Below are 14,880 nucleotides of genomic sequence, written 5' to 3'. Positions count from 1 at the left end.
ATAATTATGTCATCTCATTCTGATTAGATGCTCCGGGTAACTGAATACCCGCAACGCATCGACCGTCTCTTGTACATCATGTACCCGCACTATCTGCGCACCCTGAGTCACCGCATACAAGGCCGCAGCCAGGCTACCGGCTAACCGCTCTTCGACTGGTCGGTCGAGCAGTTGACCTATCATAGACTTACGCGACATTCCTACCAGCAGGGGCAAATCGAAGCGGGCTAATTCGGCCAAGCGCCCTAAAAGTTGATAATTCTGCACCAGTGTCTTACCAAAGCCAAATCCTGGATCCAAAATAAGGTGTTCACGCGGAATTCCTCCCTCCAGACAAGCCCCTATGCGCTGTTCAAAGAAGCTACAGATATCTCCGACGAGATCATCATAATGAGGTTCCAGTTGCATGGTGCGTGGCTGTCCCTGCATATGCATCAGACAAACCGGCACCTGAGCAGCTGCCGCGCACGCTAATGCACCAGGTTCCAGCAGCGCTCGCACATCGTTGATAAGATGTGCCCCAGCGGCCACGCTCTCCCGCATCACAGCGGGTTTTGAGGTGTCCACCGAGATCCAGACATCCAGTTCGGCAGCAATCCGCTCTATGACCGGGATCACCCGAGCCATCTCCTCTTCACAACTAACATCGGCGGCACCCGGACGCGTTGATTCCCCCCCCACATCGATCAGCGTGGCGCCAGCCTGCGCCATGGCGGCGGCATGGGTTAAGGCTTGTTCCAACTGGCAGAAACGGGAACCATCCGAGAAAGAGTCTGGAGTAATATTCAGGATCCCCATCACCTGCGGGGTTGAAAGGTCCAGAGTGCGTCCCTTGCTACACAACATCATAGGAATTCGCTCCAAAGAAAAACCCCGAGACCAGCTCGGGGTTTGTGTCACAACACGAATTAATGCATTTGATTAGACGAGTCCGGCTCTACACCTTGACGAGCCTCGGAAGAGGTATCATCAGGAGTACTCTTGGTGTCATCACTCCGCTCATCGACCCGCGGTGGAGTCTGATCCGCTGAGGGGTTGTCATCCAGTGGCGTTTCGACTGGTGCTCTTACCTCACGGCGGGCCATCAGATCATCAATCTGCTTGGCATCTATGGTCTCGTACTTCATCAGGGCATCCTTCATGGCATGAAGAATGTCCATGTTCTCCATCAGAACATGTTTGGCCCTGTCGTAGTTGCGATTGATGATGTGCTTGATCTCGGCATCGATGACGCGAGCCGTATCTTCCGACATATGTTTAGCCTTGGCCATAGAGCGACCGAGGAAGACTTCCCCCTCCTCTTCGGCATAGAGCATGGGCCCCATCTGCTCGGACATACCCCATTGGGTCACCATTTTACGCGCTAGGTCAGTAGCCCGCTCAATATCGTTAGAGGCACCCGTGGTCATTTTCTCACGACCATAGATGATCTCTTCAGCCAAGCGCCCACCATACAGACTGGAGATCATCGATTCCAGATACTGCTTGGAATGGCTCCAACGCTCCTGCTCCGGCAGGTACATGGTCACCCCCAAGGCACGGCCACGGGGAATGATAGAGACCTTATAGACAGGATCGTGCTCCGGCACCATGCGGCCAACAATGGCATGACCCGCCTCATGATAGGCCGTCATCTCCTTCTCGCTCTCCGACATGACCATAGACTTGCGCTCAGCGCCCATCATGATCTTGTCCTTGGCCTTCTCAAACTCGTTCATGCCCACCAGGCGCTTGTTGCCCCGAGCTGCAAACAACGCGGCTTCGTTAACCAGGTTGGCCAAATCCGCCCCGGAGAAACCCGGTGTACCCCGAGCAATGACAGAGGCATCCACATCATCGCCCAAGGGAACCTTACGCATGTGGACTTTGAGGATCTGCTCCCGACCACGAACATCGGGTAAGCCGACGACCACCTGACGATCGAAGCGGCCAGGCCGCAACAGGGCCGGATCCAGCACATCGGGACGGTTGGTCGCAGCAATGACGATGATCGCTTCGTGACCTTCGAAACCATCCATTTCCACCAGCATCTGGTTGAGGGTCTGTTCACGCTCATCATGCCCGCCCCCCAGACCCGCACCACGTTGGCGACCTACGGCGTCGATTTCATCGATGAAGATGATGCAGGGTGCAGATTTCTTGGCTTGCTCGAACATGTCTCGCACCCGAGAGGCGCCGACACCCACAAACATTTCCACAAAATCAGAACCCGAGATGGAGAAGAATGGCACCTTGGCTTCACCGGCAATGGCCTTGGCCAGCAGGGTTTTACCCGTACCTGGCTGCCCCACCATCAGTATGCCCTTAGGGATTTTGCCACCTAACTTCTGGAAGCGGGAGGGATCCTTAAGGTAATCCACCAGCTCCTTGACCTCTTCTTTGGCCTCGTCGCAACCGGCGACATCGGCAAAGGTGGTCTTGATCTGATCCTCGCCCATCAGGCGAGCGCGGCTCTTGCCAAAGGACATAGCGCCCTTGCCACCACCACCTTGCATCTGGCGCATAAAGAAGACCCAGACGCCGATGAGCAACAGCATGGGGAACCAGGAGATGAAGATTGAGGCCAGCAGACTTGGCTCTTCCGGCTTCTCACCCAGCACGCGCACATTGTGGTTAAGCAGATCATTGATCAGCTGGTTATCCTGCACCGGTATTATGGTGAGGAACTTATCGCCATTACGCTTGACGCCATTGATGGTCTTGCCATCGATGCGAACTTCGCGTATCTGCTCCTGGGAGACATCTTTGACAAAACTGGAGTAGTCCAGCTGTCGGCTTGAGCTGTCGCCTGGGCTGAAGCTTTGGAACAGCGACATCAGCACCACTGCGATGACCAGCCAAAGGATCAGGTTTTTCGCCATATCACTCAAATCTATAACCTCGCAATTTGATGGCTAGGGTTCGAAAGCAGGTTACTACAGTTTAAAACCTGTAGCCACAATGTAGACTTCTCGTGAACGAGCTCGTGATGAATCAGGTTTGCGTACCTTGACCACCTTGAACTGCTCCCGAATAGCCTTGAGATACTCTTCTGACCCCACGCCCTGAAATACCTTCACCACTATGCTGCCGTTGGGTGCCAATACCTGGCTACACATCTCGAGTGCCAGCTCCACCAAGTACATGGAACGAGGTTGGTCCACCGCCAGGTTTCCCGACATGTTAGGCGCCATATCTGACATCACCACATCGACTTTGGCATCGCCAACACGTTCCAACAGCGCGGCCAGTACGGCCTCATCCCGAAAGTCACCTTGCAAAAAGTCGACGCCGGCTATGGGATCCATGGGCAGAAGATCACAGGCAATGACTCGCCCCTTATCCCCCACCTGCTCCACGGCAAACTGTGACCAGCCACCGGGGGCGGCCCCCAAATCGACGACCGTCATGCCGGGTTTGATCAACTTATCTTTTAACTGGATCTCGTCAATCTTGAAGACGGCACGGGAACGCAGCCCCAACTTCTGTGCTTTTTGCACATATTTGTCTTCAAAATGCTCTTTCAACCAGCGAGTAGAGCTGGGTGTACGCTTCTTTTTACTCATGATCAATTATTACTCTAACCATAAAGGCTATTAGTATTAGTCAGAATATGGGGGTAGAATATGCCCCTTTCAATCCTGACCAATGAAGAAATAGCCATGAATCTGACGACCAAACAGAAGCAATATCTGAAAGGTGTGGCCCATAGCCTCAAGCCCGTGGTACTGCTGGGCCAGCATGGTCTGACGGAAGGCGTGTTGGCCGAGATCGATGCCGCCCTGGCTCACCATGAACTGATCAAGGTGAGAGTGGCGGGTGAAGATCGTGAAACCAAACAGCTGATCGCTCAAGCCATTGTGCGCGAAACCCGCGCGGCACAGGTACAAATGATGGGTAATACCCTGACCCTGTTCCGCCAGGCTGAAGAGAGTAAATTCAACCTGCCGCGTAAATAAGCACTACCGTAAATAAGCACTACCACTTGTTTTAAAAGGGGGCCTTGGCCCCCTTTTGCTGTTGATGTTGCACAGACTAGAGGTATTTCACCTCAAGGATCTCATATTCGACATCACCAGCCGGGGTTTTGATCAACGCAACATCATCAACTTCTTTACCGATCAGCCCGCGAGCAATCGGTGAGTTCACCGAAATCAGCCCCTGTTTGAAATCCGCCTCATCGTCGCCGACGATGCGATAGGTGATCTCTTCCTCAGTATCCCCTTTCAGGGCCGTCACAGTAGCACCGAACACCACGCGCCCCGTATTGGGCAACTTGGTCACATCGATGACCTGAGCCTGAGATAGTTTACCTTCAATATCCTGAATGCGCCCTTCACAAAAACTTTGCTGCTCACGGGCCGCATGGTACTCGGCATTTTCCTTCAGATCGCCGTGGGCTCGAGCCTCGGCAATCGCTTCGATAATCTTGGGACGCAAGTCGCTCTTGAGATATTCCAACTCTTCACGCAGCTTTTCAGCGCCGCGAACCGTCATTGGGGTTTGATTCATACGCTAACCCTTGTCGCAATAGCATGATCTGGAAAAAATAAAGTCTGCCCGAGACCAGCTCAGGCAGACATTCACCAACCTTTTACTCATTCTAATATGAATGGCGCAGGAGGTCATCCCCTATGGGGATTGAGGCATCAACTGGTCAAATCATCGAAGAAGCGTTTAACGCCATCGAAGAAACCCTGTGCCTTGGGTTTATGCAGCTTGATCTCGGCCCCGTTCAGTGACTCATCCAACTGCCGCAACAGCTCTTTTTGCGGCTCGCTGAGATTGACTGGTGTCTCGACCACCGCCTTGCAGATGAGATCCCCCTCGGCCCCGGAGCGTAGGGAGCGCACCCCTTTGCCCCGCATGCGGAACATGCTGCCAGTCTGGGTTTCTGACGGAATCTTCAGCATCACGCGCCCTTCCAGCGTCGGCACCTCGACCTCGCCACCGAGTGCGGCTGAGGTAAAGCTGATCGGCACTTCGCAAAAGAGATTGTTGCCATCACGTACGAAGATGGGGTGATCTTTGACGTGCACCTGCACATAGAGATCCCCAGCCGGAGCACCATACTCTCCGGCCTCCCCTTCGCCCGCCAGACGGATGCGATCGCCTGTATCCACGCCAGCCGGGATCTTGACCGACAGGGTCTTGGTCTTCTGATAGCGCCCTTCACCATGGCACTTGCGGCAGGGATCTTTGATGATCTTGCCCTTGCCCCGGCAGTGGGGACAGGCCTGGCTCACGGCGAAGAAGCCCTGGCGCATCTGCACCTGACCTGTGCCATGACACGTCGGGCAGGTCTGGGGCTGAGTTCCGGCCTTAGCGCCTGAACCATGGCACTCATCGCAGCCAACCAGGGTGGGCACCTTGATCTCCTTGCTGACCCCACGAACTGCCTCCTCGAGGGAGAGCTCCATGTTGTAGCGCAGATCGGCGCCCCGGGCCGCACGTTGTTGCCGGCGACCCCCACCGAAGATGTCACCGAATACATCGCCAAAGATGTCACCAAAGTCAGCGTTGCCCGCACCGCCACCAAATCCGCCGCCACCCATGCTGGGATCAACGCCGGCATGGCCAAACTTGTCGTAAGCGGCCCGTTTTTGCGGGTCAGTCAGGATCTCGTAAGCCTCCTTGACCTCTTTGAACTTATCTTCCGCTTGGGGATCTTCCCGGTTACGGTCTGGGTGGAACTTCATCGCCAGGCGTTTGTACGCCTTCTTGATTTCGCGCTCATCCGCGCTACGTTCTACACCCAGTACTTCATAAAAATCGCGTTTTGACATGATTTCTCAAATCCGAGTCTGGTGAATACACAGACGGGCGTTGGTTGCCCAACGCCCGTTTTTGGCTACCGAACAACCCGGCAACTATTACTTTTTGTCGTCTTTAACTTCTTCAAACTCGGCATCGACCACATCATCCTGGCCCTTGCCAGAGGAGTGCTGCTGAGCACCCTCACCCTGGGCATGAGCCTGGTGTTGGGCCTGCTGCTGGGCGATCTCCATCAGCTTCTGTGCCACGCTCATCAGCTCCTGCTGCTTGGCTTCGATAGCTGACTTGTCGTCTCCCTTCAGGGCATCTTCCAACGCCTTGATGGCCGCTTCGATATTGTGCTTCTCATCGCTGGGTAGGGCTTCACCCGCATCGGTGATCTGCTTACGGGTAGCATGGATCAGGGCATCGGCCTGATTGCGAGCATGGACCAGCTCTTCGAACTTCTTGTCCTCAGCGGCGTTGGCTTCGGCTTCACGCACCATGCGCTCGATTTCGGCATCAGAGAGACCGGAAGAGGCCTGGATGGTGATCTTCTGCTCCTTGCCAGTATCTTTATCCTTGGCCGAGACGTGGAGAATACCATCCGCATCGATGTCAAACGTCACTTCTACCTGGGGCAGACCACGCGGCGCCGGACGGATACCTTCCAGATTAAACTGACCCAGAGACTTGTTGTCGCTGGCGCGCTTACGCTCACCCTGCAACACATGGATAGTCACCGCAGACTGATTGTCATCAGCCGTGGAGAAGACCTGGGACTTCTTGGTCGGAATGGTAGTGTTCTTCTCGATGAGCGCTGTCATCACGCTGCCCATGGTTTCAATACCCAAGGAGAGCGGGGTAACGTCCAGCAAAAGTACGTCATGCTTCTCACCCGCCAAGACACCACCCTGAATAGCAGCGCCCATGGCTACCGCTTCGTCGGGGTTAACATCTTTACGCGGCTCTTTACCGAAGAACTCGGAGACCACCTTCTGCACCATAGGCATACGGGTCTGACCACCCACCAAGATCACATCGTCAATCTCGGAGACCGACAGACCAGAATCCTTAAGGGCGATACGGACTGGTTCGAGCGAATCCTTAACCATGTCTTCTACCAGGGACTCCAGCTTGGAGCGAGTCACCTTGATGTTCATGTGCTTGGGACCGGTCTGATCGGCCGTAATATAGGGCAGATTGATATCGGTCTGCTGGGTAGAGGAGAGTTCGATCTTGGCCTTTTCTGCAGAGTCTTTCAGACGTTGCAGCGCCAGCATGTCGTTACGCAGGTCAATGCCTTGCTCACGCTTGAACTCGTCCACCAGATAGTTGATCAGACGGTTGTCAAAGTCTTCACCACCCAGGTGAGTGTTACCATTGGTGGCCAACACTTCAAAGGTCGTCTCACCCTCGACTTCATCAATTTCGATGATAGAGATATCGAAGGTACCCCCACCCAGATCGTAAACGGCAACCTTGCGCTCACCCTTAACCTTGTTGACGCCATAGGCAAACGCCGCGGCAGTCGGTTCGTTGATGATACGCTTGACTTCCAGACCGGCGATACGGCCAGCATCCTTGGTCGCCTGACGCTGAGCATCGGTGAAATAGGCAGGCACTGTGATAACCGCTTCGGTCACCGGCTCGCCCAGGAAATCTTCTGCGGTTTTCTTCATCTTCTTCAGCACTTCGGCTGAAATTTGCGGCGGGGCCATCTTCTTGCCCTTCACCTCAACCCAAGCATCACCGTTGTCGGCGCGGGTAATGCCATAAGGCATGATCTTCAGATCGCGCTGCACTTCTTCATCTTCGAAGCGGCGACCGATCAGGCGCTTGATGGCAAACAGGGTGTTCTTGGGGTTAGTAACGGCTTGGCGCTTGGCTGGTTGACCGACCAGGATTTCACCGTCATCAGCATATGCAATGATGGACGGAGTTGTACGGTCGCCTTCGGCGTTTTCAATCACGCGCGCGTGGTCACCATCGAGAATGGCAACACAAGAGTTGGTCGTACCCAGGTCAATACCAATGATTCTACCCATTTTAAATCTCCGTAAATCTGCAAAAAAATTGCGGCTAACTTCTCTTCTTAACCTGCTAAGTGGGGATGTAGTGCCACGCTTTCAACTGCTGCGGCTCATTTTTTTCATCCCGCCTCATGGCGTTATTCACGATATGGGGCTCTTATCTGCGGCCTTCAAGAGGCTGAGTACAAAAAACCCACCAAATTTTGGTGGGCTTGGTCAAAACAGCTCTGAAACTCAGGCCTGCACATCAATGCTCGGCGCCTTGGCCACCATCACCATGGCAGGGCGAATGACACGACCATTGAGTTCATACCCTTTTTGCATCACGGCCAGGACTGTGTTGGGCGCCACACTGGCGTTTTCCAGCATGCTCATGGCTTGATGGCGATTCGGATCGAAACTTTCACCTTGTGGATCGATGGCTGCCACCCCAAATTTACCCACAGTATTGAGCATGGAGCGCAACGTCAGCTCCACCCCTTCCAGCGTCGGCTTCAACACTTCATTCTCACGATCAGAGAGTTCCAGCGCACGTTCCAGGCTGTCGATCACCGGCAGCAATTCACTGGCAAACTTCTCCAGGGCAAACTTGTGGGCCTTCTCCACATCCATGGCGGCACGGCGGCGCAAGTTTTCCATTTCGGCAGCCACGCGCAGGGCCCGATCTCGTTCCTCTTGCGCCTTGGCCTCAGCCTCGCTCAGCTTTTGCTCTAATTCGGCCACACTCACCTCGGCTGCAGGCTCGGCCTGCTCAATTAGCATCTCGTCTGCACCCGGCTCTAGGGGCTGTTCAATAGGTTGTTCTTGGTTACTCATGACATCTCCGACACAGCAGTTCTTTACTTGCTGCTTATTATGGGGATGATGTGACAGCTTTCAAGAGCTCATCTTGTTGACGTGTGTTCGCAAGCCCGTGGGCAAAAGAGCGCAAGCCCGAGTTAGCACTCATCTCCATTAGCGTTATACTGCCCCCTCCCTTTGGTATGAGGACACTGGATGTCAACCCACTTTGCGACGGTTGCGCTGATTGGCAAGCCCAATCACCCTGGCACCAATCAGACCCTGAAGATACTGAATGACTTTCTGACCTCGCTCGGGATAGACACGCTAGTGGAAAGCCGTGTCGCGCAACAGTTAGGGGTTTCCCCAGCTCAGGCGCTCGACCTGGTCGATTTGGGCAAGGCCGCCGACTTGGCCATAGTGGTCGGTGGCGATGGCAATATGCTGGGTGCCGCCCGGGTACTGGCTCGCTACGATGTTCCGGTACTGGGTGTCAACCGCGGCAATCTTGGCTTTCTCACCGACCTCTCCCCCCAGGATTTTGAAGCGCCGCTGACCGAGGTGCTCAATGGCCACTACCAGACCGAACAGCGCTTTCTACTCAATACCAGCGTCTATCGCTATGGTGAGCTCAAGGCCTCCAATACGGCGCTGAACGAAGCGGTGCTGCACCCCGGCAAGATAGCGCACATGATCGATTTCGCTGTCCATATCGACGATGTCTTTATGTATAGCCAGCGGGCCGATGGCATCATAGTAGCCACACCCACGGGCTCCACCGCCTATGCGCTCTCGGCTGGCGGCCCCATCCTTACCCCGCAACTCAACGCCATCGCCCTGGTCCCCATGTTCCCCCATACCCTGAGCTGCCGCCCTATCGTCATCGATGCCGACAGCGAGGTGAAATTAGTGGTCTCGCCTGACAACATAGACGATCAGCTGCAGATCAGCTGCGATGGCCATGTCACCCTGGCCGTCCACCCTGGCGATGAGATCATCATTCGCAAATGCCAGTACAAGCTCAGGCTCATTCACCCCACAGGTCACAGCTATTTCAACGTATTGCGCAGCAAGTTGGGCTGGGGCAGCAAACTCTTCTAAAAAAATCGTATCGAACAATTATTCCGCACTTTACTGTATTGATAACCAGTATATACTGGTTATCAATACAGTATTTTTGGTGAGGGATATTCCATGCTGCTTCAGCTCTCAATACAGAATTTTGCCATCGTTAAATTCCTGGAACTGGAACTGCAAGGTGGCATGACCTGCATCACGGGTGAAACCGGCGCGGGTAAGTCGATTGCCATTGATGCCCTGGGTCTGTGCCTGGGTGAGCGCGCCGAAGCTAGCATGGTGCGTCCTGGCGCCGACAAGAGCGAACTCAGTGCCCGTTTCTTGCTGGCTGGCAACCCCACAGCCCGCCTCTGGCTCGAACAGCATGAGTTGGCCGATGAGGAGGAGTGCCTGCTGCGCCGGGTGATCACAGCCGAGGGACGCTCCCGCGCGTATATCAATGGCACGCCGGTTCCCTTAAGCCAGCTCAAGGCTCTAGGCCAACAGCTCATCAATATCCATGGCCAGCACGCTCATCAGTTACTACTTAAGCCTGAATACCAGCTCACCCTGCTGGACGCCTATGCTGGCCACCATGAGCTGCTCAGTAGCACGCGCGAGCAGTACCAACTCTGGCGCCAACTGCAAAATGAGATCCAGCGCTTACAGCAAGACAAGAGCCAACGCGAGGCCCGCCGCCAGTTGCTGGAGTACCAGGTTGAAGAGCTGGACTCATTTGCCCTGCAGCCTGGAGAATTTGCCGAGATAGAGCAGGAGCATACCCGGCTCGCCAACAGCGGTGAAATCGTCAGCGACTGCCAGATCTGCCTGGATCTGCTCTACGACAACGAAGAGGTGACGGCCGCCACCCTGTTAAAGAGTGCGGCCAGCCGTCTTGAAACCCTGTGTAGCCTGGATGAGAGCCTGCAGCCGGTGGCCCAGATGCTGCAAGAAGCGCTCATTCAGGTACAAGAGAGCCAGCACGAGCTGCGCAACTACCTGGAGCGGCTCGAAGTGGATCCCGAACGCTTCAACTGGCTCGAACAGCGGATCTCCCGAGCCATGGAACTGGCCCGCAAACACCACGTTAAAGCCACAGAGCTGGCAAACTGTCATCACAGCTTGCGTCAAGAGCTGGATGCCATCAGTGGCGACGATGCCCGTCTGGATGAGCTACAACAGCAACTCGGGCAGACCCGTGAAGGGTTTCAGCAGGCGGCCCAACGTCTGAGTGCCAGCCGCGCCCGTCATGCCAGTGAACTCTCCGGCCTCATCACCCAGAAGATCCAGAGCCTCTCCATGCCCGATGGCCAACTGCAGATTGCCGTGCATGCCCCCCAAGATGGCACCCCCTCCCCCCTGGGGCTCGATCAACTGGAGTTTCTTGTCACCACCAACCCGGGTCAGCCACTACAACCGCTGGCCAAGGTGGCCTCAGGTGGCGAGTTGTCACGGATCAGCCTGGCCATCCAGGTCATCACAGCCGAGCGGATCGCCACCCCGACCCTGATCTTTGATGAAGTGGATGTGGGCATCAGTGGCCCGACGGCGGCGGTTGTCGGCAAGCTACTGCGGGAACTGGGTAAAGCCACCCAGGTAATGGTGGTCACCCATCTGCCTCAGGTGGCAGGTCACGGTCACCAGCATCTGTTTGTCAGCAAGCAGAGCGATGGCAAGAGTACAGAGACCTGCATGGTGCCATTGACCCCCCAAGGCCGCCTGGATGAGCTGGCCCGTTTACTGGGCGGTGATCACATCACCAGCAACACCCTGGCCAATGCACGGGAACTATTGATCGCATAGGAGGCCAGACACACCAACCGACTTGCAAACAGGAAAGTGCGCCAATCAGTGACGGCGCACTTTTACTTCCCTGCCGTTCCCCGCTATCATCACCCCTGCTTATTGAATTGGATGAAGAATTGGCTCATGCGCAATAAATCCCTGGTGTTTGCCGCCATGACGGCCGCAATGCTGCTTTCCAGCGGCTGTGTCTATAGAATGGATATACCGCAAGGTAACTTTGTTGAACAAAAGCAGGTAGAACAACTGCGCTCAGGCATGAGTCGCGAACAAGTCGAGTATGTGCTGGGTAGCCCCATGCTGGTCGATCAGTTTGATAACAGTACCTGGCATTACCTCTACTACTTCAGACAAGGCTGGAATGATGCCGAGCGTAAAGAACTGCAAGCGCACTTCATGAATGATAAATTGGTCTCTATCAGCGGTGATTTCCCCGCACCTCACGTTTTTAACCGCGGCCTTTAATCTGCAATGCTTTCCGTAAAAAAAAGAGACCCCAGCCTGGGGTCTCTTTTTTTAATTCTCATCAATCCGGCAACTAGCCACTCTTGCGCTCTGGATTGACTCGGCCACCGGTCACTTTATCAGCTCGACCCTCATCCTTGGCTTTATCAGCACGCTTGCGCCGCATCTCGCGAGGATCGGCTGTCAGCGGACGGTAAATCTCAATCCGTTCACCACCGTGCAGCGGCGTATCCAGAGGCACCAAGCGGCTAAAAATCCCCACTTTGAGCTTATCCAGCTCCAATTCAGGGCAGCGATCCAAAATCCCCGACTGGACTATGGCCATGGCCAGGGTCATACCTGGCTCCACTCTCAATGGCACCACATGCTGCTTGAGCGGTAGGGCATAGACCACTTCAACTTTTGCGCTATCAACCACCGTAAACCTCCTTGGCGCGACAGGTAAACGCCTGGACCATAGAGCCCACCAGCTCCTTGAATATCCGGCCAAAGGCCATCTCGACCAATACCGAGCTGAACTCAAACTCCAGCGCCAACTCAACTTTGCAGGCCCGTTCATCCAAGGGCGTAAACTGCCAAATTCCACTCAAATGACGAAACGGCCCATCGATAAGCTGCATATCAATGACCCGGTTGGTCGATAGTGCGTTGCGCGTCGTAAACGCCTTGTGAATCCCCGCCTTGGCGACGACCACTGACGCGACCATCTCCTGATCGGAGTGACTGACCACGCGACTATCGACGCACCCAGGTAAAAACTTCGGATAGCTGGCCACATCATTGACCAATGAATACATCTGCTCGGCACTGAACATCACCAGAGCGCTGCGATTGATCTGAGCCATTGTCTCTCCTTTTCTGTTGAGGCGATTCTAGCATCCAAGACAAAAACCGCATCCGAAATCTAGCCCATCTCCCAACCACCGTGCGTCATGGTTTTACAGGGCCGCTCACCCACGTATAATGGTCGGCTTGATGTAGAGGAAGGTTTACCCGCATGAGTAAAAATAAAAGTAAAGGCACCGGGTCCGGCGGCACCATAGCCCTCAACAAGAAGGCTCGGCACGAATATTTTATTGAAGACAAATACGAGGCGGGTCTGGAGCTGCAGGGCTGGGAAGTCAAATCCCTGCGCGCCGGCAAGGCCAATATCAGCGATGGCTATGTGATAGTCCGTGATGGTCAGGTCTTCTTGTTTGGCGCTAGCTTTACCCCACTGAGCCTGGCCTCTACCCATGTGGTCTGTGACCCGACGCGAACCCGTAAAGCCCTGCTGCATAAGAGCCAAATTGAGCGGCTGATCGGTTTGGTCGAGCGTCAAGGTTATACCCTGATCCCGCTGGCGCTGTATTGGAAAAATGCCTGGGTCAAGATCGAGATCGGCCTGGCCAAGGGTAAAAAAGAACACGACAAGCGTGATGACCTCAAAGAACGCGAATGGCAACGCGACAAAGAGCGCATGATGAAGAACAAGGGGCGTTAAGCCCCAGAAAACTTGGACTTTGTTTCTAGTTTGGCGTACTATCAAATTACACATTGGGGCTGATTCTGGATTCGACGGGACACTCGAAACCCAAGGTGCATGCCGAGGTGCGGTAGGCCTCGTTAATAAACCGCAAAAAATAGTCGCAAACGACGAAACCTACGCTTTAGCAGCTTAATACCCTGCACGAAGCCCTTCTACCCTAGCTTGCCTATGTCCTAGGGGATTGGAAGGTCATCTTTCATAGGATCGCGTGGAAGTCCTGCCTGGGGCGGAAGCGTTAAAACCAATCAGGCTAGTCATTCGGTGGCGTGTCGGTCCGCAGCTGGATGGCGAATGTAAAGACTCGACTAAGCATGTAGTACTGAGGATGTAGGTTTTTCGGACGCGGGTTCAAATCCCGCCAGCTCCACCAATACGGAAGGCCCTGAGAAATCAGGGCCTTTTTCTTTGGTTCGGCGGGAAGTGTCACACTGAGGTGTGTCGAGACGCTCAATTGCTGACGCACTCCCGTAACTATAATTTGGCGGGTGGGATATACCCTATGAATGGTGACAAGTTCATTCCGATCCTGCAAAGCCGCGTCCCTGGACTCCTCGCCATCTATGCCTTTGGCAGCCAGGTACAAGGTTCAGCCGGTCCAGAAAGTGACCTCGACCTCGCGGTCCTGGTCGCCGGTTACGCCGATCCATTCACCCTGTTTTCGCTCGCCAGTGAGCTGGCGGAATTGGCGGGTTGCCCGGTTGATCTGCTCGACTTGCGGGCAGCATCGACTGTCATGCAGTATCAGGTCATTACCACAGGAGAACGTTGGTGGGCGCGCGATCTTCAGGCTGCGTTGTTTGAAACCGCCATTCTCAGTGAAAAAACTGCACTGGACAGCGCCCGAGCCGGATTGCTGGATGATATTCAACGAAGGGGAAGCGTGTATGGTGGATGACGTACTGATCAATAAGGCTGCGACCATTGAACGTTGCGTTGCGCGCGCTCGCGAAGAGTACGATGCTAACCCATCCAGTTTTGCCACCGACTATACCCGGCAAGATGCCGCTATTCTCAACATCCAACGCGCCTGCGAAGCCGCACTCGACATGGGGCAGCACCTCATTCGCCGCGAACGCCTCGGCGTGCCGCAAAGTGCCCGTGACGTATTCACTCTGCTGGCCCAAGCCGGTTGGATTGCGGCCCCTCTAGCCGATAACCTCAAACGCATGGTGGGCTTTCGCAATATCGCCGTACATGACTATCAGGCCCTGCAATTGCCGATAACCGTCAGCATCATCGAAAAACATCTTCACGAATTTCTGCTCTACAGCAAGGCGCTGCTACAACGAGATGCCGTAAATCAGCAGGCTGGCCATCCGTTATCGCCCTCCGCCTGAAATTAGCCGAACCCATTAGCCGAGCACTATCCCGCATAGTGTCTGGCTAGCCTGGCGCTACGGGCAGAGTGATAAACTAAGTTCAGGCTGGGACAGCCTGTCGCCGAGCCATCCCATACACAAACGCCACCTCAAGGGTGGCGTT

16 protein-coding genes and 1 other RNA gene are annotated in these 14,880 nt (G+C 54.8%); 8 read left to right on the top strand and 9 right to left on the bottom strand.

Annotated elements, in window-relative coordinates:
* Positions 1–9: 9 nt before the first annotated feature.
* The 3 genes from folP to rlmE are packed head-to-tail and all read right to left on the bottom strand — an operon-like array spanning position 10 to position 3,545.
* Positions 10–849: a dihydropteroate synthase gene (folP, locus tag ACZYTD_RS15215; protein ID WP_463893301.1), complete on the bottom strand. Its 840-nt coding sequence runs from the start codon at positions 847–849 to the stop codon at positions 10–12.
* A 59-nt stretch (positions 850–908) separates the two neighbouring features.
* A complete protein-coding gene (ftsH, locus tag ACZYTD_RS15210) occupies positions 909–2,870 on the bottom strand; it encodes an ATP-dependent zinc metalloprotease FtsH (protein WP_463893300.1) in 1,962 nt (653 codons plus the stop codon).
* A 45-nt stretch (positions 2,871–2,915) separates the two neighbouring features.
* On the bottom strand, positions 2,916–3,545 hold the full coding sequence (gene rlmE, locus ACZYTD_RS15205) for a 23S rRNA (uridine(2552)-2'-O)-methyltransferase RlmE (RefSeq protein ID WP_463893298.1): 630 nt from the start codon (positions 3,543–3,545) through the stop codon (positions 2,916–2,918).
* Between the two features lie 96 nt (positions 3,546–3,641).
* Between rlmE and yhbY the strand changes: the two genes are divergently transcribed.
* The gene (gene yhbY / locus ACZYTD_RS15200) at positions 3,642–3,938 is read left to right on the top strand and encodes a ribosome assembly RNA-binding protein YhbY (RefSeq protein ID WP_463893329.1); all 297 of its coding nucleotides are present in this window, start codon (positions 3,642–3,644) and stop codon (positions 3,936–3,938) included.
* A 76-nt stretch (positions 3,939–4,014) separates the two neighbouring features.
* On the opposite strand, the gene greA is transcribed toward yhbY, so the two are convergent.
* The 4 genes from greA to grpE all read right to left on the bottom strand — a co-directional run bounded on the left by greA (position 4,015) and on the right by grpE (position 8,582).
* Positions 4,015–4,491, bottom strand: coding sequence for a transcription elongation factor GreA (greA, locus tag ACZYTD_RS15195; RefSeq protein WP_463893297.1), 477 nt, complete (start codon positions 4,489–4,491; stop codon positions 4,015–4,017).
* A 137-nt stretch (positions 4,492–4,628) separates the two neighbouring features.
* Positions 4,629–5,765: a molecular chaperone DnaJ gene (gene dnaJ / locus ACZYTD_RS15190; RefSeq protein ID WP_463893295.1), complete on the bottom strand. Its 1,137-nt coding sequence runs from the start codon at positions 5,763–5,765 to the stop codon at positions 4,629–4,631.
* A gap of 87 nt (positions 5,766–5,852) precedes the next feature.
* Positions 5,853–7,781: a molecular chaperone DnaK gene (dnaK, locus tag ACZYTD_RS15185; protein ID WP_463893293.1), complete on the bottom strand. Its 1,929-nt coding sequence runs from the start codon at positions 7,779–7,781 to the stop codon at positions 5,853–5,855.
* A 219-nt stretch (positions 7,782–8,000) separates the two neighbouring features.
* On the bottom strand, positions 8,001–8,582 hold the full coding sequence (gene grpE, locus ACZYTD_RS15180; RefSeq protein ID WP_463893292.1) for a nucleotide exchange factor GrpE: 582 nt from the start codon (positions 8,580–8,582) through the stop codon (positions 8,001–8,003).
* A 180-nt stretch (positions 8,583–8,762) separates the two neighbouring features.
* Here grpE and nadK point away from each other — a divergent pair, with 180 nt between their 5' ends.
* From nadK to ACZYTD_RS15165, 3 genes are all read left to right on the top strand, one after another.
* Positions 8,763–9,647, top strand: a complete 885-nt coding sequence (gene nadK, locus ACZYTD_RS15175) for an NAD(+) kinase (RefSeq protein ID WP_463893290.1) — start codon at positions 8,763–8,765, stop codon at positions 9,645–9,647.
* A gap of 93 nt (positions 9,648–9,740) precedes the next feature.
* Positions 9,741–11,405 (top strand): DNA repair protein RecN, encoded by a 1,665-nt coding sequence (gene recN, locus ACZYTD_RS15170; RefSeq protein WP_463893289.1) that lies wholly within the window; start codon positions 9,741–9,743, stop codon positions 11,403–11,405.
* Positions 11,406–11,531: 126 nt separating this feature from the next.
* Entirely contained in the window at positions 11,532–11,870 is a 339-nt protein-coding gene (locus ACZYTD_RS15165; protein WP_463893288.1) for an outer membrane protein assembly factor BamE, read from the top strand.
* A gap of 73 nt (positions 11,871–11,943) precedes the next feature.
* Here ACZYTD_RS15165 and ACZYTD_RS15160 read toward each other — a convergent pair whose 3' ends face one another.
* The gene (locus tag ACZYTD_RS15160) at positions 11,944–12,288 is read right to left on the bottom strand and encodes an RnfH family protein (protein WP_463893286.1); all 345 of its coding nucleotides are present in this window, start codon (positions 12,286–12,288) and stop codon (positions 11,944–11,946) included.
* Entirely contained in the window at positions 12,281–12,715 is a 435-nt protein-coding gene (locus ACZYTD_RS15155; protein WP_463893285.1) for an SRPBCC family protein, read from the bottom strand. Before ACZYTD_RS15155 ends, ACZYTD_RS15160 begins: the two co-directional genes overlap by 8 nt.
* Before the next feature lie 152 nt (positions 12,716–12,867).
* Here ACZYTD_RS15155 and smpB point away from each other — a divergent pair, with 152 nt between their 5' ends.
* The 4 genes from smpB (at position 12,868) to hepT (ending at position 14,735) form a co-directional block, all read left to right on the top strand.
* Complete coding sequence (gene smpB, locus ACZYTD_RS15150) at positions 12,868–13,353, top strand: SsrA-binding protein SmpB (RefSeq protein WP_463893283.1); 486 nt, start codon at positions 12,868–12,870, stop codon at positions 13,351–13,353.
* Between the two features lie 55 nt (positions 13,354–13,408).
* Positions 13,409–13,768, top strand: a transfer-messenger RNA (tmRNA) gene (ssrA, locus tag ACZYTD_RS15145).
* 129 nt (positions 13,769–13,897) lie between these two features.
* Entirely contained in the window at positions 13,898–14,293 is a 396-nt protein-coding gene (gene mntA, locus ACZYTD_RS15140; protein ID WP_463893281.1) for a type VII toxin-antitoxin system MntA family adenylyltransferase antitoxin, read from the top strand.
* Positions 14,283–14,735: a type VII toxin-antitoxin system HepT family RNase toxin gene (hepT, locus tag ACZYTD_RS15135; RefSeq protein WP_463893280.1), complete on the top strand. Its 453-nt coding sequence runs from the start codon at positions 14,283–14,285 to the stop codon at positions 14,733–14,735. The genes mntA and hepT overlap by 11 nt, the downstream gene beginning before the upstream one ends.
* The last annotated feature ends 145 nt before the right edge of the window (positions 14,736–14,880 follow it).

The sequence above is a fragment of the Pseudaeromonas sp. HNCC25DJ180 genome (assembly GCF_055413345.1).
This window is presented reverse-complemented; position numbering and strand designations above follow the sequence as displayed.

What these genes read in the sequence shown, in the direction of transcription:
- folP (WP_463893301.1), bottom strand. Translation starts at nt 849, where the DNA reads ATGATGTTGTGTAGCAAGGGACGCACTCTGGACCTTTCAACCCCGCAG.
- rlmE (WP_463893298.1), bottom strand. Translation starts at nt 3,545, where the DNA reads ATGAGTAAAAAGAAGCGTACACCCAGCTCTACTCGCTGGTTGAAAGAG.
- yhbY (WP_463893329.1), top strand. Translation starts at nt 3,642, where the DNA reads ATGAATCTGACGACCAAACAGAAGCAATATCTGAAAGGTGTGGCCCAT.
- greA (WP_463893297.1), bottom strand. Translation starts at nt 4,491, where the DNA reads ATGAATCAAACCCCAATGACGGTTCGCGGCGCTGAAAAGCTGCGTGAA.
- dnaJ (WP_463893295.1), bottom strand. Translation starts at nt 5,765, where the DNA reads ATGTCAAAACGCGATTTTTATGAAGTACTGGGTGTAGAACGTAGCGCG.
- dnaK (WP_463893293.1), bottom strand. Translation starts at nt 7,781, where the DNA reads ATGGGTAGAATCATTGGTATTGACCTGGGTACGACCAACTCTTGTGTT.
- grpE (WP_463893292.1), bottom strand. Translation starts at nt 8,582, where the DNA reads ATGAGTAACCAAGAACAACCTATTGAACAGCCCCTAGAGCCGGGTGCA.
- nadK (WP_463893290.1), top strand. Translation starts at nt 8,763, where the DNA reads ATGTCAACCCACTTTGCGACGGTTGCGCTGATTGGCAAGCCCAATCAC.
- recN (WP_463893289.1), top strand. Translation starts at nt 9,741, where the DNA reads ATGCTGCTTCAGCTCTCAATACAGAATTTTGCCATCGTTAAATTCCTG.
- ACZYTD_RS15165 (WP_463893288.1), top strand. Translation starts at nt 11,532, where the DNA reads ATGCGCAATAAATCCCTGGTGTTTGCCGCCATGACGGCCGCAATGCTG.
- ACZYTD_RS15155 (WP_463893285.1), bottom strand. Translation starts at nt 12,715, where the DNA reads ATGGCTCAGATCAATCGCAGCGCTCTGGTGATGTTCAGTGCCGAGCAG.
- smpB (WP_463893283.1), top strand. Translation starts at nt 12,868, where the DNA reads ATGAGTAAAAATAAAAGTAAAGGCACCGGGTCCGGCGGCACCATAGCC.
- mntA (WP_463893281.1), top strand. Translation starts at nt 13,898, where the DNA reads ATGAATGGTGACAAGTTCATTCCGATCCTGCAAAGCCGCGTCCCTGGA.
- hepT (WP_463893280.1), top strand. Translation starts at nt 14,283, where the DNA reads ATGGTGGATGACGTACTGATCAATAAGGCTGCGACCATTGAACGTTGC.